This window comes from Allobosea spartocytisi, assembly GCF_014764685.1.
GTDB lineage: Bacteria > Pseudomonadota > Alphaproteobacteria > Rhizobiales > Beijerinckiaceae > Allobosea > Allobosea spartocytisi.
Genome location: NZ_JACXWY010000027.1, coordinates 14790 through 33588 on the forward strand (window position 1 = coordinate 14790; position 18799 = coordinate 33588).

The following is an 18799-nucleotide window of genomic DNA, read 5'->3' on the forward strand; positions in this document are numbered from 1 at the left end:
AAAACTCTCCTCAGCCGCGCGACAGCGCCTGGTCGACCGCTTCCGAAGCCTCGGAGGCGGTCGGGGCCTGGCCCGTCAGCTTGGTGACGATCGCGACCGCGACGTCGCTGCCGAGGCCGCGCACATTGCCCATCGCTTCGGTCTTGGTCTTGGCGATGGTCGCCTCGGCCTGGGCCAGCTTGGCGGCAAGCTCGGCCTCGGTCGCATGACGCTGGGCGTCGCTCGCCTTGGCACCGGTGTCGCGCGCCGTCTGGGCGATGCCCTGGGCGTTCTTGCGCGCCTCGGCGAGGGCCTTCTCATAGGCCTGCGCCATGTCCTCGGCCTTGGCCTGCATCTCGGCCGCCTGGTCGAGGTCGCGGCCGATCGTGTTGGCGCGCTCCTCGAGAATCTCGCCGATGCGCGGCAGCGCTACCTTCGACATCAGCCAGTAGAGCGCGGCGAAGGTGATGGCGAGCCAGAACAGGTTGCTGGCGAAATGGGCCGGGTCGAAAGGCGGAAAGGATGCTCCCTCGCCGCTCTCGCCGTGTTTTTGCTCGGCAGCCTGCGCCGCGCCAGCCAGCAGAGTGGCGAACGAGGCGACAGCCAGCGGCCATCCTTGTCGCACGAACCCTGAAGATCGAACCGGCATGGGGTGCCTTTCAGCGCAAAGGATAGGAAGAAGGTCGCGCCCGCGGCCGAAAGCGGCCAGCGCGCGCGACTTGTGTCGTGCGGTCGACGAAAACGTCAGACCACGAAGAGCAGAACGAGCGCGACGACGAACGCGAAGATGCCCAGACCTTCGGCGAGCGCCGCGCCGATGAAGGCGCGCGGGAACTGGCCGTCGGCGGCCGACGGGTTGCGCAGCGCGCCGGACAGGAAGTTGCCGAAGATGGTGCCGACGCCGATGGCGGCGAGGCCCATGCCGAGCGAGGCGAGGCCGGCGCCGATGAACTTGGCTGCAACAGGATCCATGATGTTTCTCCAGTGGGAAGGCTAAAGGGCTGGTTGAACTCTTAACGGCGCTTGCAGGGCCTCAGTGGCCGGGATGCAGCGCGTCGTTGAGATAGACGCAGGTCAGGATCGCGAAGACATAGGCCTGCAGAACCGCGACGAGGACTTCGAGCGCCGTCAGCGCGACCGCCAGCAGCAGCGGCAGCGGCGCGATGGCGTATGTGAACAAGCCGGCGGCGGCACTGGTGGTCAGCGCGACGACGAAGCCGCCGAAGACCTTGAGCGCGATGTGGCCGGCGAGCATGTTGCCGAACAGGCGGAGCGAGAGCGAAACCGGGCGCGACACGAAGGAGACGACCTCGATCAGCACCACGAAGGGCAGGAGCCAGCCGGGCACGCCCGACGGCACGAACAGGCCGAAGAAATGGGTGCCATGCTTGGCGATGCCGTAGATCAGCACGACGCTCATCACGAGCACGGCCAGGGCCGCGGTGACGATGATCTGGCTGGTGACGGTGAAGGAGCCGGGAAGCAGGCCGAGCAGGTTGGACGCCAGCACGAACATGAACAGCGAGAACACGAAGGGGAAGAACTTCATGCCGTCCTTGTTCATCACCCCGGTGAGGGTGGAGGCGACGAATTCGTACATCATCTCGGCGAGCGACTGCAGCCGGCCGGGAACGACCGAACGCTGGCTCGAGCCATAGATCATGATTGCCGAGACGACCGCGGTCACGATCACCATCCACAGCGAGGTGTTGGTGAAGGACAGGTTGAGGCCGAACGGCTTCAGCTCCACGATCGGGTTGATGTGGAATTGGTGGATCGGATCGATTCCGCCGCCAGCCGCCATGATCTCGTCCCTCGTCGTGCGGCTTTATGGGCCGCCCCTTCGGTCAATCTCTCTTCGGATCGCTCTTCGACACGGAGGTCGGGCGCGAACCGAGCCGATAGACGGATCTGAAGCCCGCGATGGTTCCGATCACCAGGAAGGCGATCAGCAGGAACGGAGACGTTCCAAGCCACCGGTCGCCGAGGTACCCGATCAGGGCGCCTGCGATGATGCCGCCTGCGAGATCCGTCGCGGCGCGAAAGCCGGAGGACATCGCGCCCGCAAGGGCCTTGTCCTCTCCAGCCGGACTCGCGCCCGGCTTTTCGTTCTCCTCCGCCCGCTTGATCGCGGACTTCAGGGAACCCAGTCTTGCGCGCAACTCCGAGTCTGAGGCGTTGGGGTCAGGTTCGGTCATGGTCCCGGGTCTCCCGTCTTGATCGTGAAATCGCCACGATCCGGCGAAAAACCAGTATAACCCTGTCCAAACCCGCGCATCGAGCCGTCGTCAGCACGGCCTCCTTTATTGGCAGCCCCCCGCGCTGTCAAGGCAGGTGGATAATAGCTAACGCATTGGAATATCTATAAATTCGGGCTAAGTGCGACATTCTCGCCGCATTGCGGCGGCGATTGTGGCATTTTTTCAGCGGCTCCAGGCGCGCTTCAGCCGGCCTCGCGGATGTGCTCGGCCGTCGCCAGATCGACCGAAACCATCTGGCTCACGCCGCGCTCGGCCATGGTGACGCCGAAGAGCCGTTCCATCCGCGCCATGGTAATCGGATTATGGGTGATCAGGATGAAGCGCGTCTGCGTGTTCCGCGCCATTTCGGTGAGCAGGTCGCAGTAGCGCTCGACATTGGCGTCGTCGAGCGGGGCGTCGACCTCGTCGAGCACGCAGATCGGCGAGGGGTTGGTCAGGAAGACGGCGAAGATCAGCGCCGTCGCCGTCAGCGCCTGCTCGCCGCCCGAGAGCAGCGTCATCACCTGCGGCTTCTTGCCGGGCGGCCGGGCGAAGATCTCGAGCCCGGCTTCGAGCGGATCATCCGAATCCACCAGCTTGAGCTCCGCCTCGCCGCCGCCGAACAGCACGCCGAAAAGCTGCTGGAAATGGCCGTTGACGATCTCGAAGGCGGCGGTCAGGCGCTCGCGGCCTTCGCGGTTGAGCGCGCCGATCGCCTGCCGCAACCGCCGGATCGCCTCGGTCAGGTCGTCGCGTTCGGATGAAAGCCCCTCGCGCTTGCCCTTCACCTCGGTGAGCTCGTCCTCGGCCCGCAGATTGACGGCGCCGAGCCGCTCGCGCTCTGCCTTGAGATTCGTAAGGCGCCGTTCGACCGCCTCCGTCTCGGGCAGCGGGTCGCCGGCCTTGTGCCCCGCGATGGCCTGCAGCCCGTCGAGCCCGGTCTCCAACCCGTCCTCGATCTGGCGCGCGATATCGGCGACACGCTGGCGCGCGGCGTCGCGCCGGGCTTCGGCCGAGGCTCTCCGCTCGCGGGCGCCGGACAATCCCTCCAGCGCGATGCGCGCCTGCCGGTCGGCATCCGCCAGCGCGGCCTCGCCATTGGCCAGCCTGTCGGCGCTCTCGCGCCGCGCTGCCTCCGCCTGCTCGATCTCGGCGACGAGGCGCCTGCGCTCGGTCAGGAAGGTGTCGGGAGCTTCGAGCAGCGCCTGCCGCTCGGCGGTGGCCGTCGCGATGCGCTGCCGGCTCTCCCCGGCGCTCTGGCTGCTGGCGTTCGCGCGCTTGCGCCAGGCTTCGATATCGGCGGCGATGGCGGCGCGGCGGCGCGTCCGCAGTTCCGCCTCGCGCGCCAGGGTCTGCAGCCGCGCGCGGGCGTCGGAGGCGGTGGCCCGTCTTTCGCCCAGCGTGGCCCGTGCCTTGAGCAGGCTGTTTTCGAGCTCCACCGAAACGGGCAGCGCGGCTAGGGCTCTCTCCTGCTCGCTCGCCTGCGCGCCGGCCTCCGCCGCGCTCTGGCCGAGCCGGCTGATCGCCTCCGTCAGGCCCGAGAGCCGTGCCGCCATCTCCGCCGCCTTGCGTTCGGCGCCGGCGAGTTGCTCGCGGCTCTGGTCCAGCAGGCGCCGCGCCTGCCGTGTCGCCTCGATCGCTGCGGTCTCGGCCTGCGCAGCGGCGCGCGTTTCCGCGATGACCGCTTCCAGCGCCCCGCGCGCGACTTCGGCCGCCTCGCGGGCGGCGATGGCCTCGCGCTGGAGGTCGTCGAGCCGGTTCTTTTCGGCCAGCCGCCGCGCGGCGGGGGAGGGCGCCTCGGCGGCGCTGGTGAAGCCGTCCCAGCGCCAGACATCGCCTTCGCGCGAGACGAGGATCTGTCCAGGCGTGAGCAGCGCGCGCAGACGCTCGCCATCCGCCCGCGCGACCACGCCGATCTGGGCGAGGCGACGGCCGAGCGCGGGCGGCCCCTTCACATGGCGCGCCAGCGCCTCCGCGCCATCGGGCAGCGCCGGGTCGCCTGCGCCGGAGCCGGTCTCGCGCCAATGCGCTGGCGCGGCCGTGTCGGAGGCGGCGTCGAGATCGTCGCCGAGCGCCGCGCCCAGCGCGACCTCGAAACCCTTGGCGACCCTGATCGCCTCGACGATGGCGGGCCAGCGGCCGTCTGTGGCGGGGGCCAGCAGCTTGCGCAGCGTCCCTATCTCGGTTTCGAGCCGTTGCGCCTTGCGGTCGGCTTCGGCCAGCGGCCCGCGCGACTGATTCTCCCGCTCGCGTGCCGCCGCGAGCGCCGTGCGCGCGGCGACGGCCTGCGCATCCGCCGCCCGCATCGCCGCCTCGCCGGCAGCGAGAGCCTCGCGCAAGCCGTCGAGCGGCGCGCCGGTGCTGGCGGCTTCGATCGAGGCCTGGTCGCGCTGGAGCCTGTCGCGTTCCGCCGAGGCCCGCGCCTCGCGCTCGCGGGCTTCGCGCAGCGCGCGTTCCAGGGCGCCGCGGCGGGCGGCGAGTTCGGAGAGCGCGGCCTGCGCCGCGGTCTGCTCGGCCTCGGCGGCGGCCAGCGCCGCTTCGGCCTCTTCCTGCGCGGCCGTGGCGGCTTCGGTGCTGCCGCCGGAGCCTTCGCTTTCCCGAACGAGCGCGGCGTCCTCCTCGGCGAGCCGGGCGAGGCTCTCGGTAGCGTCGCGGCCGATGCTCTCCTGCCGCGCCAGATCGGTCTGTAATTCGGCCAGCCGCTTGCCGAGTTCTTCCGCTCGTTGCTTCGCCCGGCGGTTCTCGGCCTCGAGCTCGTCGAGCCCCCGCTTCAGCCGGACGAGAGCCGCGGCGGCCGCTGCCTCGCCTTCGCGCAGCGCCGGCATCTCATGGGCGGCGATGGCCTGCCTTTTCGCGGCCTCGGCCTGGATGCCGGTCTGCTCCGCGACGGCGCGCACGGCTTCTTCCAGAACGTGCTCGGCCTGCGCCTCCTGCACGCGGCCATCATGCAGGGCGATCAGCGCCAGCATGGCCTCGGCCCGGCGGATATCGGCGGCGAGGCTGCGATAGCGTCCCGCCTGTCGGGCTTGCCGCTGCAACGCCTCGATCTGCCCGTCGATCTCGCCGAGCACATCCTCGAGCCGGGTCAGGTTCTCCTCGGCGCCCTTCAGCCTGAGCTCCGCCTCGTGGCGCCGGCTGTGCAGGCCGGCGATGCCGGCGGCGTCCTCCAGGATGCGCCGGCGCGATTGCGGCTTGGCCGAGATGATCTCGCTGATCTGCCCCTGGCGGACGAGCGCCGGCGAGCGGGCGCCGGTCGCGGCATCGGCGAAGAGGAGCTGTACGTCCTTCGCCCGCACCTCCTTGCCGTTGATGCGGTAGGTCGAGCCTTCCTCGCGCTCGATCCGGCGCGTGATCTCGAGGACATCGGCCTCGTTGAAGGCGGCGGGCGCCTTGCGGTCGCTATTGTCGAGGGTGAGCGCGACCTCGGCCATGTTGCGGGCCGGGCGCTCGTTCGAGCCGCCGAAGATGACGTCGTCCATCCCCGAGCCGCGCATGTTCTTGAACGAGCTCTCGCCCATCACCCAGCGCAGGGCTTCGACGAGATTGGATTTGCCGCAGCCATTCGGCCCGACGATGCCGGTCAGCCCCGGCTCGATCTGGAATTCCGTCGGCTCGACGAAGGTCTTGAAGCCGGTGAGCTTGAGGCGCGTCAGATGCATCGGCGCGCCTCTTCCTTCTCCCACCAATCCCGGGCCTGCCCGAGATTGGAGCTTTTAAGCGCATGTCGGAAACATCCGACATGCGCGGGGAGAAGGTGTCTGCGAAGCAGACGGATGAGGGTTGTCAGCGCTGGGCTACCCTCATCGGTCAGCGCTTCGCGCTGCCACCTTCTCCCCCGAGGGGAGAAGGATACGCGGCCGCCCCGCTCACTTCGCGAGCAGCGGCTCCAGCACCTTGTCGAACTCGGCGATCGAGACTGCACCGGAGAGTTTCTGCCCGTTGACGAAGAAGGTCGGGGTGGCGTCCACGCCCGCCTTGGCGCCGCCATCCTTCACCGTGGTAATGGCGTCATAGATGTCCTGCCTTTTCAAGCAGGCTTCAAAGGATTCCTGCGAGAATCCGGCCTGTTTCACCAGCGCCGAAAGCGCATCGACCGGCTTGTCGACGAAGGCCCAGTTCTTCTGCTGCGAGAACAGCAGGTCGGTCATCGGGTAGAATTTGTCGTTGCCGTTGCAGCGGGCGAGCATGAAGCCGGCCGTCGCGAGCGGGTCGAGCGGGAATTCGCGCAGTGTGAAGCGGATCTTGCCGGTGTCGATGTACTTCTTCTTCAGCTCCGGCCAGGTCGTCTCGTGGAAATGGGCGCAGTGCGAGCAGGTCATCGAGGCATATTCGATAACGGTGACCTTGGCGTCCGCCGGGCCGAGCCAGACATCGCCGAGCGGGCCGGCATCCGGCAGCTTGGTCTGGGCACGGGCGGCGGTGATGCCCGTGAATTCGGCGCCCGCGAGCGCGGCGGCGGCGATCCCGGCTGCGCCGGTCAGGAGCTGTCGCCTGTTGGTCATCGTGAGGGGTCCTCGAAGGGTCAAAGATCGAAATCGGGAGCTATAGAGGCCGGTGCATTGTGGCAAGAGCCCATCGGCGCCTGCGGCCTCATGCTCACGAAGCCGTGTCATTTGTGATCGGGATCGCCCTGCCGTGCTTTCTGCGACACCGCGCGGCCGAGCCGGGCCAGCGCATCGCGCAAGCCCTCATCCGCGACCGAAGCGACCTGATCGTCGATCCGCGCGGCGGCTGCGGGGTCGAGTGGCGGCGCCGGCCGGGCGGGGACGTGCAACGGCGCCACCGGGCCCTGCTTCAGCACGAGCTTGCCGACCGCGCGCCAGCCGAGATGGGTGTTGACGCGCTCGACCACCAGCGGGCCGAGCTGCTGCATCTCCAGCGCGAAGGCGCTCTCGACGCGCACGACCATCGTCGCCGGCTCCGTCGCCTCGCCCGGCGCCGGGCGCCGCTTGGGCCAGTCGATCTTGAGCGGCCGCGTGCGCTGGCTGAGCCGCTCGCCGACGATCTCCGGCCAGAGCGAGACGATGGCCCGCCCCGCGAAACCCTGCGCGGCGAGCGCCGGCGCGATGCAGTCGTCGATCAGCTCTGCGAGGGATTTGGCGGCCATGGCTTATTCTGCGCGTGGGGCTGGGGGCGTGGCAAGGCGGTGGGGAGGTGGAGTTGCTGCTTTCGGCCCGTTGCAGTCCTCAACGCCGACACTATCCTCGCGGCATGATAACTGAAACCGACACGTGGCAAGCTTTCACACAGCGTGCAGCGGAGACGCTATCCAAGTTCCAAGACAACGAAATTAGCATGGCTGAGGCATTTCGCTTCTTCGAAGCCAATTCCGCGTCACTGCGGGCGATCTCGCCCGCTGTCCACAGCAGGCAATTGTTGATGTGACAGTGCCGTCGCACGCCTCTTCGCAGCCTCGTCGCCACGCGCTAAACCGGCTGGATGGACGCCTCAGTTCCGATGCCCCGCGCCGCCGATCTGCTCGCCTGGTACGACCGGCATCGCCGCGCCTTGCCCTGGCGCGCGGAGGCGGGCGAGCGGCCCGATCCCTACCGCGTCTGGGCCTCCGAGATCATGCTGCAGCAGACAACGGTTACGGCGGTGAAGCCCTATTACGAGCGCTTCATGGCGCGGTTTCCGACCGTGCAGGCTCTGGCTCGGGCGCCCTCGGAAGAGGTCATGCAGGCCTGGGCGGGGCTCGGCTATTATTCCCGCGCCCGCAATCTCCATGCCTGCGCGAAGGCGGTGATGGAGAATCACGCCGGCCGTTTCCCGGACACGGAGGAGGGCTTGCGCGCGCTGCCCGGCATCGGCGCCTATACGGCCGGCGCCGTCGCGGCGATCGCCTTCGACCGGCCGGCGGCGGCCGTGGACGGCAATGTCGAACGGGTGATCACCCGGCTTTTCGCCATCGCGGACGAATTGCCGGGCGCGCGGCCATTGATCCGCGAAAAGGTGCTGGCGCTGTTGCCGGCCGGCCGGCCCGGCGATTTCGCGCAGGCCCTGATGGATCTCGGCGCCACCATCTGCACCCCGCGCAATCCGGCCTGCGGCCTCTGCCCCTGGCGCGAGCCCTGCCGGGCGCGGATCGAAGGCACGCAGGAGAGTTTTCCGCGCAAGGCGAAGAAGAAGGCGGGGCAGACGCGCTATGGCGCCGCCTTCGTGCTGACCCGCGCCGATGGTGCGATCCTTTTGCGCACGCGACCGGCCAAGGGCCTGCTCGGCGGCATGGCCGAAGTGCCGACAAGCGAATGGCGTGCCGATTACGAGCTCGACGGGGCCGCGCAGGACGCCCCGCTGCCGCTGCGCTGGACGGAAGTGCCGCAGCCCGTCCGGCACGTCTTCACGCATTTTCCGCTGGAGCTGACGGTCTTCACCGGGGCCGTGCCGGCGAAGACCCCGGCGCCTGCGGGCATGCGCTTCACGCCGCTGGGCCGGCTCGCCGAAGAGCCTCTGTCGGGCGTGATGGTTAAGGTGCTGGCCGCGGCCGGCGTGAAGCCCACCGGCCTCAGCGCGTGACGGCCACCACGGCGCCGGTGCCGATCATCACGCCGCCTGCGGCGCGGTTCATCCTTTTCACGGCGGCCGGGGTGCGCAGCCAGCGCCGCGCCCGGCCGGCGAGCAGGACATGTCCACCGATCACCACCGCCTCGACCAGCAGGATGACGCCGGCCAGCACCGCCACCTGCGAGAGCGTTAGCTGCGGGCCGACCACATGCGGCAACAGTGCCAGATAGAACAGCGGCATCTTGGGGTTGCCGAGATTGAGCGCGACCCCCGTCAGGAAGACCGGCACGAGCCCGCGCCGCTCCGTCTCCCCGCCGGAACCCGGCAGGACCGGATCGGCGCGCCAGAGCATGATTCCCATCACCACGAGATAGGCCGCTCCGACATAGCGAAGGACCGTCATCGCAGTGCCCATCTCGGCAGCCAGCAGCGACAGGCCGAAGGCGGCGAGGATCAGGAAGATCAGGATTCCGGCCACGGTGCCCAGACCATAGGCGATGCCCGAAGCCGCTCCATGCGAGAGCGTGCGCGCCACGATCGTCATGTTGTCGGGGCCCGGGCTTGCCGCGAAGACGAAGAACGCCGCGGCGAAGGCCGCGAGAGTGGCGAGGTCGAGTGTGACGGGGGCCATGAGCGGTCTCCTGCCGGTAGGGCAGGGATAAGCATGAACCGTGCCGGCGATCGGCTCAGGCCGCCGCCATCTGCGCCCTGATCTCGCCGCGCAGCATGTCGAGCAGCATCAGCTTGCCCTCCCGCTCGACATGCCAGAAGGTCCAGCCATTGCAGCTCGGCAGGCCCTGCACCAGCGCGCCGACCTTGTGGATCGAGCCGATGGCGGGGCCGACCGACAGCGTGCCGTCGGCGCGGATGACGGCGCTGTGGCGGCGTTTGTCGTCGATGACGGTCTCGCCCGCCTTGACCAGCCCGGCCTCGACCAGGCTGAGGAAGGGCACGCGCGGCTCGCTGCGCTTCGACGGCGCGGTGGCGAAGGCTTCAGGCGGCAGCGGCTTCACCGCCGCGATCCGCTCGCGCGCAGCCTTCGCATAGACGGCTTCGCGCTCGAGCCCGATGAAATGGCGGCCCAGCGCCTTGGCGACGGCACCCGTCGTGCCCGTTCCGAAGAAGGGGTCGAGGATCACGTCGCCGGGATTGGAGGCCGAGAGCAGCACGCGGGCAAGCAGCGCCTCGGGCTTCTGCGTCGGATGCACCTTGGCGCCGTCGGCGCCCTTCAGGCGCTCATCGCCGGTGCAGAGCGGCAGATACCAGTCCGAGCGCATCTGAAGGTCGTCATTGCCGCCCTTCAGCGCCTCATAGTGGAAGGTGTATTTCGATTGCTCGCCGCGAGCCGCCCAGATCAGCGTCTCATGCGCGTTGGTGAAGCGCCGGCCGCGGAAATTCGGCATCGGGTTGGCCTTGCGCCAGACGATGTCGTTCAGCATCCAGAAGCCGAGATCCTGCAGGATCGCGCCAACGCGGAAGATGTTGTGATAGCTGCCGATGACCCAGAGCGCGCCATCGGGCTTCAGCACCCGCCGCGCCGCCGCGAGCCAGGCTTTCGTGAAGGCGTCGTATTCGGCGAAGGAGGCGAACTTGTCCCAGTCGTCGTCGACGGCGTCGACGAGGCTGTCGTCGGGCCGGCGCAGATCGCCGCCGAGCTGGAGATTATAGGGCGGATCGGCGAAGATGAGATCGACGCTCCCCGGCGGCAGGGCATTCATCGCCGCGACGCAGTCGCCGACGATGACCTGGTCCAGCGGCAATGCCGCAGGAATGCCGCCCTGTTCGAGGAGGTTATGATCGTGAAGGCCCTTGGCCTTCATCCGAGCCCCCAGCGCTGGCCGTCCGGTACGCGAAACCTGAATCCGGACGGGAGCGCTGGCGGTCCCGGTACGCGAGATACCCATGACGCCAAGACCGTTACGCAACTTCAACGAGGGCGATACTGGCGAGTCAGGGTAAAGGCCGGGTTTCCGGTTTGAAAAAAATGCGTCCCATTCTGGGGCTGCAGTTTTTGCCTAGGCCATTGGCAAGAAAGAGAAATTCGTAAACGCACGTTAACCTGCGGACCTCCCGTTGGGGCAGGGGGTGGCGGCTTCGATGGGCTTGCGGCCTGCGGCCAACGTCATGCCCGGGCCTGAACCGGGCATCTCCTGCCGAAGGAGGTTCTGGCGCCTTTTTTGCCTGAGATTCTCGGGTCTGCGCTTCGCCTGAGGATGACGCTTGGCGATCCCTACCGGAACCAGACGCCCTTCACGGGCGCGAAGGAATAACGGTGTTCGGGGCAGGGGCCGTGCTCGGCGATCGCCTTGCGGTGCTGCGGCGTCGCGTAGCCGACATGTCCGGAGAAGCCATAGGCCGGATAACGCCGGCACAGCCGCGCCATCATCCGGTCCCGCGTCACCTTGGCGACGATCGAGGCAGCCGCGATGGAAGCCACCGCCCCGTCGCCCTGAATGATCGCCTCGCAGGAACAGGCCAGCACCGGCGGATCGTTGCCGTCGACCAGGACATGCAGCGGCGCCAGCGGCAGCGCCGCCACGGCCCGGCGCATCGCGAGCAGCGTCGCCTGCCGGATGTTGACGGCGTCGATCTCGACCGCGGTGGCGCTGGCGACGGAAACCGCGAGCGCCCGCTCCATGATCTCCGCGAAGAGTTCCTCGCGCAGCGGCGCTGGCAGCTTCTTCGAATCGTCGAGCCCGGCCGGCACGCGCTTGGGATCGAGAATCACCGCAGCCGCCACCACCGGCCCGGCGAGCGGCCCGCGCCCGACCTCGTCGATGCCGGCCAGCGGCCAGCGTCCGTCGGCGATGGCAAGCGTTTCGCGGGTGAAGTCTGCGGGCATGGCGGGCTTATGCAACAGAGTCCGATTCGGAGCCAGAGCGACGTGAGCGCACGCCCTCCGTCATGCTCGGGCGCAACCCGAGCATCTCTCGCAGGGGGCTCTGGAATCCTCTCGGGCGAGAGATTCTCGGGTCGGCGCTTCGCTTCGCCCGAGAAGGAGGGCTTCATTCAGTAGGCCGGCACTGCTCGCGCGTCAGAACAAGCTCAACTGCGCCTTCTCCTTCTCCGGCTTGACGAACAAATCCGTACGCAGCCGCCTGCGCGCCGTGTTGAAGCCGATGCGCTCGGCCGCCATCTCGAAGCGCCGGCCGATCATCCAGGCATAGGGGCCGGAACCGACCATGCGCTGGCCCCATTGCGAATCGTAATCCTTGCCGCCGCGCGTCGAGCGGATCAGCGACATCACATGGCGCAGCTTGTCCGGGTGATGGGTGAGCAGCCACTCCTGCACGATGTCGCGCACCTCCAGCGGCAACCTGAGCAGCACATAGCCCGCCTCCTGCGCGCCTGCGGCCTTGGCGGCATCGAGGATGCGTTCGATCTCGTGCTCGTTGATCGCCGGGACGATCGGCGCCACCAGCACCGTGACCGGAATGCCGGCCTCCGAGAGCTTGCGGATCGTCTCCAGCCGCTTCGGCGGCGAGGCGGCGCGCGGCTCCATCCCGCGCGCGACCTTCGGATCGAGCGTCGTCACCGAAAGCGCGACCTTGACGAGCCCCTTCGCCGCCATCGGCGCGAGGATGTCGATGTCGCGCTGCACCAGCGCCGATTTGGTGACGATCCCGACGGGATGGTTGAACTTGGCCAGAACCTCCAGCACCTGGCGCATGATGCGCAGCTTCTTCTCGATCGGCTGGTAAGGGTCGGTGTTGGTGCCGATGGCGATGGTGCGCGGCTGGTAGGAGGGAGCGGAGAGCTCCTTCTCCAGCAATTGCGCCGCATCGAGCTTGGCCGTCAGCTTGCTCTCGAAGTCGAGCCCTGGCGAAAGGCCGAGATAGGCATGGGTCGGCCGGGCGAAGCAGTAGACGCAGCCATGCTCGCAGCCGCGATAGGGATTGATCGAACGGTCGAAGGAGATGTCCGGCGAATCGTTGCGCGTGATGATGCTGCGCGCCTTCTCATAGGCGATCTCGGTCTTGAACGCCGGCAAGTCGCCGAGCGAGCCCCAGCCGTCATCCTCCGCGACGCGCTGTTCGGCCTCGTAGCGCCCGCCCGGATTGATCGTGGCGCCGCGCCCGCGCCGCCGCTCGGGATCGATGCTGCTGCCGACATGGGCGAGCGGATCGACAGGCGCGATTCGCACGGAGGCGGACACCGGCTCGCTATCCTGCCGCCGCAGCGGCAGGGCCGTCGGCATCGGCCGGGAAGTCGGTCTGGCCTGGGGCATGGCTGTTCCATCCTGCCGAACGCCGGGAATCGGCGTCCATCATTGGTCGTGAATGTGAACATAACAGGAACAAAAGGCAAGTGACAGGATTGCGACGTGTTGCGCTGCGCCATACACATTGCAGATGCTCACAGCCGTGATCCGTGCGCCCGGCTCGGCGCAAGCCATCGCCGCGACCTTCGCCGTGCTGATCCCGGCGGTGGCTGAGGGATTCCTTGGCCATGCCGTCGTCGTCGACACCGTCGGCGCGGACGGTCTCGCGCGCATCGCCGATGCGACGGGTGCGAGCTATCTGCGCGCGGGCAACGCCGAAGGCTGGCATCTTGGCGCCAAGGAAGCGCGCGGCGACTGGCTCCTGCTGCTCGATGCCGGCGACGTGCCGCAGCTCAATTGGGCGCAGGCGGTCGAGCGGCATCTCCTGCTCGCGCCCGATGCGCCGGCGCTGCTGCCGCTGCGCGGCTTCGCCGCCTCCTTGCGCGAGCGCGCCGCGATCTCCTTCGGCGGCCGGCGGCTGCGTGCGGGCCTGATCGCGCCCAAGGGCGCGGTGCTCGCCGGCCGGCTCGGCCATGCGCCGCGGCGGCTGCAGACGGGGCGGGAGCGCGTGAGCGGATAGCTGGCTCGGGGCGAATGGCCCGGCAAGGCGGCTGCGCAGGAGCGCGAACGCATCAGCGATGTTCGAGATAGTCGCCCGTATAGTTCAGCAGGGCGCGCATGGCCTGGCGCGCGGCATCGGCGTCTTCGCGCTGGATGGCGGCGGCGACGGCGCCGTGATTGTCGAGGTTTCCCTCGAACACGGTCACGGTGAAATCGAAGATTGCGCTGAGCAGCGCGTCGATCGCGCCGTGAAGGCTTTGCAGGACGGGATTATGCGTGGCGTCCAGAACCGCCAGGTGAAAGGCCTTGTCGGCTGAGATCGCGCGGGCGGGATCGTGGCGGTCGCGGACCATGGCCGCATAGGCTGCGCTGATCGCGTCGCGCTGCACGTTGGTCGCGCGCGTGGCGGCGAGCGCGGCCGCTTCCGGCTCGATGATGCGGCGCGCCTCGGCGAAGGCGAGGAGATCGGCGCGGCTGATTCCGCTGGCGGCGATCCAGCCGATCAGGTCGCGGTCGAGCCAGCTCCATTCATGGCGCGGGCGCACATGCGTGCCGTGGCGCTGGCGCACGCTGACCAGCCCCTTTGCCGCGAGGATCCGAACGGCTTCCCGCACGACGCCCCGGCTGACCTGGAAGCGCGCTTCGAGGGCAGGTTCGGCGGCCAGCGCACCGCCCGGCGGCGGATTGCCGCCGACGATCTCGATGCCGAGGCTTTCGACCACGCTGCTGGTCCGGGCGGGCTTGCGGTTGGTCATGAGCCTCGAGCGATGTGGTTCGGAGGCTTCTTAGCCGCCGCCGTCCTGCGTCACAAGCAAGCGGGCTTCGTGTCCCACATGCTTGCGGTCAAACATCATATGTTTTACATCAGATGTTTGAAGGGCCGCGGCGAGAAGATCGCGGTCACCAACACTCGGGAGGAGTTGGGCCATGGCCACCGTCGAAGGGACTGTGAATCGAGCGGAAACGATGCGGCGGGTCGGCTGGCGCCTGCTGCCGTTCCTGATGCTGCTTTATCTGATCGCCTATATCGACCGTTCGAACATTTCGGTGGCGGCGCTTCAGATGAATGCCGAGCTCGGCCTCACCGCCGAGATGTATGGCCGGGCGGCCGGCATCTTCTTCGCGACCTACATCCTGTTCGAAATTCCCAGCAACATGGTGCTGGCCCGTGTCGGTGCTCGCCGCTGGATCGCCCGGATCATGCTGAGCTGGGGCGTCATTGCCGCCGGCATGGCCTTCGTCACCAGCGCCAACCAGCTCTACGGCATGCGCCTGCTGCTCGGTGCGGCGGAAGCCGGCTTCACCCCCGGCGTGATCTATTACCTGGCGCGCTGGTTCCCGTCGCGCGAGCGCGCCAATGCCATGTCGTTCTTCTATATCGGTGCGGCGCTCGCCTCGGTGATCGGCCTGCCATTGTCGGGGTTGCTCCTCGGCCTCGACGGCTGGCACGGCATGGGGGGCTGGCGCTGGCTTTTCCTGATCGAAGGCATCCCGGCGGTGTTGCTGGCCTTCGTCACGCTCAAAGTCCTGACCGACCGGCCCGCGGATGCGGCCTGGCTCGCGCCGGCCGAGCGGGACTGGCTCGAAAAGACGCTGGCGCAGGAGCAGTCCGCCACCCCGGTGTCGCATACGGCCGGGTGGCGTCAGGCCTTCACCAGCGGCAGGGTCTGGCTGCTGGCGCTGTTCTGGCTGCTGCAGGCCTTCGGCACCATCGGCATCACGCTGTTCCTGCCGCTGATCGTGAAGTCGGTATCGGGCCAGAGCAACATGACGGTCGGCCTGCTCTCGGCCGTGCCGTTTCTCGTCGCCTGCATCTTCATGTTCTTCAACGGGCGCCATTCGGATGCGAGCGGCGAGCGGGCGCTCCATCTTGGCTTGCCGCTGGTCCTGGCCGGTCTGGTTCTGGCGGTCGCCGTCCAGCTCGCGGGCCAGCCGACAGTGGCCTTTCTGCTGCTGGCCCTGTCGATCGGTCTCAACTGGGCCGCCATCCCCGTCTTCTGGGCGGTCACGACCGAGTACGTCTCCGGCATCGCTGCCGCCGTCTCGATCGCGCTGATCAATGCGGTGGCGAACCTGGCCGGGCTGGGTCTCCCGCCGGTCATCGGCTGGATCAAGGACGCAACCGGCAATTTCAACGTCGCGCTCCTGGTCGTCGCCATCGCTTTGGTGATCGGCGGATTGCTGGGCATCGTCCTGGCTCCGCGCCGTCGGATGATCGATGCCGTGCAGGACGATGGGCTCGCACGGGCGGGACGGGGCACCCCATGATCCCGGCCGGCAAGACCGCAGCGCTGCATGGCATCCATGCCATCGCCTATGCGCTGTTCGACGAGAACGAGGCGCTGGATCGCGCCGCCATGAGGCGGCAGACGGAGCTGTGCCTCGCAGCCGGGGTCCATGGGATGGCGGCGCTCGGTCTGGCGACGGAGGTCGCCAAGCTCTCGGAGGGCGAGCGTCGCACCGTCATGGACTGGGTGGCGGAGGATACTGGCGGGCAGGTTCCCCTGGCCTTCACGATCTCAGGCAATTCGGTCGCCGAGCAGGTTGCCCAATTGCGCCATGCGGAAAATGTGGGAGCCGACTGGGTCATCCTGCAGCCGCCGGCGGTCGGGAGCTTCCCGGCCGGCGAATACATCCGCTTCTTCGGCCGCGTGGCCGAGAAGAGCACGATCCCCGTGGCGATCCAGAACGCGCCCGCCTTTCTCGGGCGCGGCCTGACGGCCGAGGATATCCGCGTGCTGACCCGCGAATATCCGAACATCAGCCTGCTCAAGGGCGAGGGATCGGCCGTCGAGATCGAGCGCGTCATTCAGCTCACGGAAGGGCAGGTGCCCGTTTTCAACGGTCGCGCCGGCCTGGAACTGATCGAGAGCCTGCGGGCCGGGTGCGCCGGCTTCATCCTGGCACCCGACTGCATCGATCATGCCGTGCGCATCTATGAGCGCTTCCGCGCCGGAGAGGAGGCGCAGGCCGAGGAGATGTACGCGCAGGTGCTGCCGGCTATCACCTTCGTGATGCAGGGGCTCGAGCACCTGATCTGCTATGGCAAGCGCCTCTTCGCGGCCCGCACAGGCCTCCCGGTCTTCGACCGGGCACCGGCCCTGCGGCCGACCGCGTTCGGGCTTTCGCTGGTCGAGGCCCACGCGAAGCGGCTGGGCGCCTTCGCGGCCCCGAATCACGCGGGGAAGAAGCCGGTCTAGCCGGAGCGCTCATATCCGGCGCCCCGGATCGGGGGCCCTTCAGGAGCACAAGCCGGCCATCGGGCTTGCGCTCCTGTCTCTGTCAGATTTGATTCCTGAACGTATCGCAGCTCTGCAACGAGCCCGACTGGAAGCCGGTGTTGAACCATTTGGTCCGCTGCGCCGAGGAGCCATGCGTGAAGGAATCCGGCACGACCACGCCTTGCGCCGCCTTCTGCAGCTTGTCGTCGCCGATGGCCGACGCTGTGCGGATCGCCTCCTCGATATCGCCCTGGTCGAGCCGGCCCATCGCCTGGATGTTGTGGGCCCAGACGCCGGCGAAGCAGTCCGCCTGCAATTCGATCCTGACCGAGATCGCATTGGCATCGCGCTCGGAGGAACGCTCGCGGAGCTGATTCGCTTTCGGCAGAATGCCGATCAGGTTCTGGACATGGTGCCCGACCTCGTGGGCGATGACATAGGCATAGGCGAAGTCGCCGCCACCGCCGAGCTTGCGCTGCATTTCCTGGAAGAAGGAGGTGTCGAGATAGACCTTGCGGTCGTTGGGGCAATAGAACGGCCCCATCGCCGACTGCGCCACGCCGCAGCCGGAGCGGTTGACGCCGGAGAACAGCACGAGCTGCGGCGCCTGGTAGCGGGTGTTGGCCTGCTGCGGCAGCAGCTTGGTCCAGACGTCCTCGTTCTGCGCCAGCACGGCCGAGACGAAGCGGCCCATCTGGTCCTGCGGCGGGCCGGAGGACTGGCGCGTCTGCGGCGTCTGCTCGCGCCCGCCGATGCCGCCGATCATCTCGGCCCCGCCGATCAGCAGGCGCGGGTCGATACCCAGCGCCCAGCCGAGCAGGCCGAGCACCACCATCGTGCCGATGCCGATGCCGCCGCGACCGCCGGGCATGCCGGCGAAGCCGCCACCGCCACCTCCCCGCCTGTCCTCGAGATTGTCGGACTGGCGGTAATCTTCCCACTGCATGGTCAGGTCCCCGACGAAACTCTTCGCAATCTCGCCAAGAGAGACGGCGAACTCAAGCTGTCTTTGCGGGCGATGGCTGAACGCGAGGTGACTGCGGCGGTTTACAACCGCTCAGGTCTCCGCCTCAAGCGCCGTCTTGAGTGCGCGCAGGTCGCGCCAGACCAGGCGCTTCTGCAGAGGCTGGCGCAGGAGATAGGCCGGGTGCAGCGTCGCCATGGCGCGGATGCGGCGCGAGCCGGTGTCGTACTCGACCCATTTGCCGCGCGAGGCCAGGATGCCCTTGAAGCCGAGCAGGCCCTGCGCCGAGGGGCCGCCGATGCAGACCAGGATCTCGGGGTTGGCGAGCTCGATCTGACGCTGGATGAAGGGCAGGCAGATCGCGACCTCCTGCGGCGTCGGCGTGCGGTTGCCGGGCGGGCGCCAGGGCAGCAGGTTGGCGATATAGACGTCGTCCTTCCGCGTGAGGCCGATCGCCGCCAGCATGCGGTCGAGGAGCTGGCCGGACCGGCCGACGAAGGGAAGGCCGAGCCTGTCCTCATCGGCCCCCGGCGCCTCGCCGACCATCATCACGCGGCCTTCCGGATTGCCGTCGGCGAAGACGAGGTTCTTGGCCGTGGCCTTGAGCGCGCAGCCCTCGAACGTCGCCAGCGCCGCTCTCAGCTCGTCGAGCGTATGCGCCTCGCGCGCCAGGGCGCGGGCCGTCAGCGTCGCATCGTCGGGAGCGGTGGCGGCGGCCGCGATCGGCCGGCTCGCCGGTGGCGGGGCGCCTCCGGGAGCGCGCCCGGCCAGGGTGGCGAACGGACGCTGCGCGGGCGGCGGCGCGGACGCGGAGAAATGGTCGTGCGGTTCCTCGTCGAGCGCCTCGGTCACGCCCATCTCGGCGTACCAGCTCAGGAGCTCGTAGGGACCCGGCTCGTCGGGAGAGACTGCATCGGAGAAGCTCATGGCTCATCCTATACCCTGTCGAGCCGCTTCGCGAGCGTTCGCGGTTGCAAAATGGAGCATAGGCTTGGATAGAGGGTTTCCAGACTGATCAGCGCCCGTCGTTGAACGAACGGGCAAAACAGTTTACATATAAACTATCTGG

At 68.3% G+C, this 18799-nt stretch carries 18 protein-coding genes; 4 read left to right on the plus strand and 14 right to left on the minus strand.

Translation table 11 applies throughout. The features are described 5' to 3' along the window. Window positions 1-10: 10 nt before the first annotated feature. The 7 genes from IED13_RS25255 to IED13_RS25285 form a co-directional block, all read right to left on the minus strand. Window positions 11-604 (minus strand): F0F1 ATP synthase subunit B family protein, encoded by a 594-nt coding sequence (locus tag IED13_RS25255; RefSeq protein ID WP_260368177.1) that lies wholly within the window; start codon window positions 602-604, stop codon window positions 11-13. Between the two features lie 119 nt (window positions 605-723). Then, entirely contained in the window at window positions 724-951 is a 228-nt protein-coding gene (locus IED13_RS25260; RefSeq protein ID WP_038360954.1) for a F0F1 ATP synthase subunit C, read from the minus strand. Between the two features lie 61 nt (window positions 952-1012). After that, window positions 1013-1783 (minus strand): F0F1 ATP synthase subunit A, encoded by a 771-nt coding sequence (locus IED13_RS25265; protein ID WP_191125824.1) that lies wholly within the window; start codon window positions 1781-1783, stop codon window positions 1013-1015. 43 nt (window positions 1784-1826) lie between these two features. Then, the gene (locus IED13_RS25270) at window positions 1827-2177 is read right to left on the minus strand and encodes an AtpZ/AtpI family protein (protein ID WP_191125825.1); all 351 of its coding nucleotides are present in this window, start codon (window positions 2175-2177) and stop codon (window positions 1827-1829) included. A gap of 245 nt (window positions 2178-2422) precedes the next feature. After that, window positions 2423-5878, minus strand: a complete 3456-nt coding sequence (locus IED13_RS25275) for a chromosome segregation SMC family protein (protein WP_191125826.1) — start codon at window positions 5876-5878, stop codon at window positions 2423-2425. 207 nt (window positions 5879-6085) lie between these two features. After that, a complete protein-coding gene (locus IED13_RS25280; RefSeq protein ID WP_038360963.1) occupies window positions 6086-6721 on the minus strand; it encodes a DsbA family protein in 636 nt (211 codons plus the stop codon). Window positions 6722-6828: 107 nt separating this feature from the next. Further along, window positions 6829-7326: a DUF721 domain-containing protein gene (locus tag IED13_RS25285; RefSeq protein WP_038360966.1), complete on the minus strand. Its 498-nt coding sequence runs from the start codon at window positions 7324-7326 to the stop codon at window positions 6829-6831. Window positions 7327-7658: 332 nt separating this feature from the next. Between IED13_RS25285 and mutY the strand changes: the two genes are divergently transcribed. Next, window positions 7659-8735 carry an A/G-specific adenine glycosylase gene (mutY, locus tag IED13_RS25290; RefSeq protein ID WP_191125827.1) on the plus strand — a complete coding sequence of 359 codons (1077 nt, stop codon included), beginning with the start codon at window positions 7659-7661 and terminating at the stop codon, window positions 8733-8735. Here mutY and IED13_RS25295 read toward each other — a convergent pair. From IED13_RS25295 to IED13_RS25310, 4 genes are all read right to left on the minus strand, one after another. Next, a complete protein-coding gene (locus IED13_RS25295; RefSeq protein WP_191125828.1) occupies window positions 8725-9354 on the minus strand; it encodes a LysE family translocator in 630 nt (209 codons plus the stop codon). The two genes, mutY and IED13_RS25295, sit on opposite strands and share 11 nt — an antisense overlap. A 55-nt stretch (window positions 9355-9409) precedes the next feature. Next, entirely contained in the window at window positions 9410-10627 is a 1218-nt protein-coding gene (locus tag IED13_RS25300; protein ID WP_191125829.1) for a site-specific DNA-methyltransferase, read from the minus strand. A gap of 326 nt (window positions 10628-10953) precedes the next feature. Then, entirely contained in the window at window positions 10954-11565 is a 612-nt protein-coding gene (locus IED13_RS25305; RefSeq protein ID WP_191125830.1) for a ribonuclease HII, read from the minus strand. A gap of 192 nt (window positions 11566-11757) precedes the next feature. Then, window positions 11758-12921 (minus strand): PA0069 family radical SAM protein, encoded by a 1164-nt coding sequence (locus tag IED13_RS25310; RefSeq protein ID WP_081925276.1) that lies wholly within the window; start codon window positions 12919-12921, stop codon window positions 11758-11760. Window positions 12922-13075: 154 nt separating this feature from the next. Here IED13_RS25310 and IED13_RS25315 point away from each other — a divergent pair, with 154 nt between their 5' ends. Then, a complete protein-coding gene (locus tag IED13_RS25315; RefSeq protein WP_113253990.1) occupies window positions 13076-13564 on the plus strand; it encodes a glycosyltransferase family A protein in 489 nt (162 codons plus the stop codon). 52 nt (window positions 13565-13616) lie between these two features. Here IED13_RS25315 and IED13_RS25320 read toward each other — a convergent pair whose 3' ends face one another. Next, the gene (locus tag IED13_RS25320; RefSeq protein ID WP_038360976.1) at window positions 13617-14300 is read right to left on the minus strand and encodes a FadR/GntR family transcriptional regulator; all 684 of its coding nucleotides are present in this window, start codon (window positions 14298-14300) and stop codon (window positions 13617-13619) included. A 172-nt stretch (window positions 14301-14472) separates the two neighbouring features. On the opposite strand from IED13_RS25320, the gene IED13_RS25325 reads away from it, so the two are divergent. Both IED13_RS25325 and IED13_RS25330 read left to right on the plus strand, forming a co-directional pair. Then, window positions 14473-15813 carry an MFS transporter gene (locus IED13_RS25325; RefSeq protein WP_133562219.1) on the plus strand — a complete coding sequence of 447 codons (1341 nt, stop codon included), beginning with the start codon at window positions 14473-14475 and terminating at the stop codon, window positions 15811-15813. Beyond that, a complete protein-coding gene (locus IED13_RS25330; RefSeq protein WP_191125831.1) occupies window positions 15810-16745 on the plus strand; it encodes a dihydrodipicolinate synthase family protein in 936 nt (311 codons plus the stop codon). Before IED13_RS25325 ends, IED13_RS25330 begins: the two co-directional genes overlap by 4 nt. Before the next feature lie 82 nt (window positions 16746-16827). On the opposite strand, the gene ypfJ is transcribed toward IED13_RS25330, so the two are convergent. Together ypfJ and IED13_RS25340 are read right to left on the minus strand one after the other, a co-directional pair. After that, window positions 16828-17712 carry a KPN_02809 family neutral zinc metallopeptidase gene (ypfJ, locus tag IED13_RS25335; RefSeq protein ID WP_038360978.1) on the minus strand — a complete coding sequence of 295 codons (885 nt, stop codon included), beginning with the start codon at window positions 17710-17712 and terminating at the stop codon, window positions 16828-16830. Between the two features lie 111 nt (window positions 17713-17823). Next, window positions 17824-18657, minus strand: a complete 834-nt coding sequence (locus IED13_RS25340) for a uracil-DNA glycosylase (RefSeq protein ID WP_191125832.1) — start codon at window positions 18655-18657, stop codon at window positions 17824-17826. Between the last annotated feature and the right edge of the window lie 142 nt (window positions 18658-18799).

What these genes read in the sequence shown, in the direction of transcription:
- IED13_RS25260 (WP_038360954.1), bottom strand. Translation starts at nt 951, where the DNA reads ATGGATCCTGTTGCAGCCAAGTTCATCGGCGCCGGCCTCGCCTCGCTC.
- IED13_RS25265 (WP_191125824.1), bottom strand. Translation starts at nt 1,783, where the DNA reads ATGGCGGCTGGCGGCGGAATCGATCCGATCCACCAATTCCACATCAAC.
- IED13_RS25270 (WP_191125825.1), bottom strand. Translation starts at nt 2,177, where the DNA reads ATGACCGAACCTGACCCCAACGCCTCAGACTCGGAGTTGCGCGCAAGA.
- IED13_RS25275 (WP_191125826.1), bottom strand. Translation starts at nt 5,878, where the DNA reads ATGCATCTGACGCGCCTCAAGCTCACCGGCTTCAAGACCTTCGTCGAG.
- IED13_RS25280 (WP_038360963.1), bottom strand. Translation starts at nt 6,721, where the DNA reads ATGACCAACAGGCGACAGCTCCTGACCGGCGCAGCCGGGATCGCCGCC.
- IED13_RS25285 (WP_038360966.1), bottom strand. Translation starts at nt 7,326, where the DNA reads ATGGCCGCCAAATCCCTCGCAGAGCTGATCGACGACTGCATCGCGCCG.
- mutY (WP_191125827.1), top strand. Translation starts at nt 7,659, where the DNA reads ATGGACGCCTCAGTTCCGATGCCCCGCGCCGCCGATCTGCTCGCCTGG.
- IED13_RS25295 (WP_191125828.1), bottom strand. Translation starts at nt 9,354, where the DNA reads ATGGCCCCCGTCACACTCGACCTCGCCACTCTCGCGGCCTTCGCCGCG.
- IED13_RS25300 (WP_191125829.1), bottom strand. Translation starts at nt 10,627, where the DNA reads ATGGGTATCTCGCGTACCGGGACCGCCAGCGCTCCCGTCCGGATTCAG.
- IED13_RS25305 (WP_191125830.1), bottom strand. Translation starts at nt 11,565, where the DNA reads ATGCCCGCAGACTTCACCCGCGAAACGCTTGCCATCGCCGACGGACGC.
- IED13_RS25310 (WP_081925276.1), bottom strand. Translation starts at nt 12,921, where the DNA reads ATGCCGACGGCCCTGCCGCTGCGGCGGCAGGATAGCGAGCCGGTGTCC.
- IED13_RS25315 (WP_113253990.1), top strand. Translation starts at nt 13,076, where the DNA reads ATGCTCACAGCCGTGATCCGTGCGCCCGGCTCGGCGCAAGCCATCGCC.
- IED13_RS25320 (WP_038360976.1), bottom strand. Translation starts at nt 14,300, where the DNA reads ATGACCAACCGCAAGCCCGCCCGGACCAGCAGCGTGGTCGAAAGCCTC.
- IED13_RS25325 (WP_133562219.1), top strand. Translation starts at nt 14,473, where the DNA reads ATGGCCACCGTCGAAGGGACTGTGAATCGAGCGGAAACGATGCGGCGG.
- IED13_RS25330 (WP_191125831.1), top strand. Translation starts at nt 15,810, where the DNA reads ATGATCCCGGCCGGCAAGACCGCAGCGCTGCATGGCATCCATGCCATC.
- ypfJ (WP_038360978.1), bottom strand. Translation starts at nt 17,712, where the DNA reads ATGCAGTGGGAAGATTACCGCCAGTCCGACAATCTCGAGGACAGGCGG.
- IED13_RS25340 (WP_191125832.1), bottom strand. Translation starts at nt 18,657, where the DNA reads ATGAGCTTCTCCGATGCAGTCTCTCCCGACGAGCCGGGTCCCTACGAG.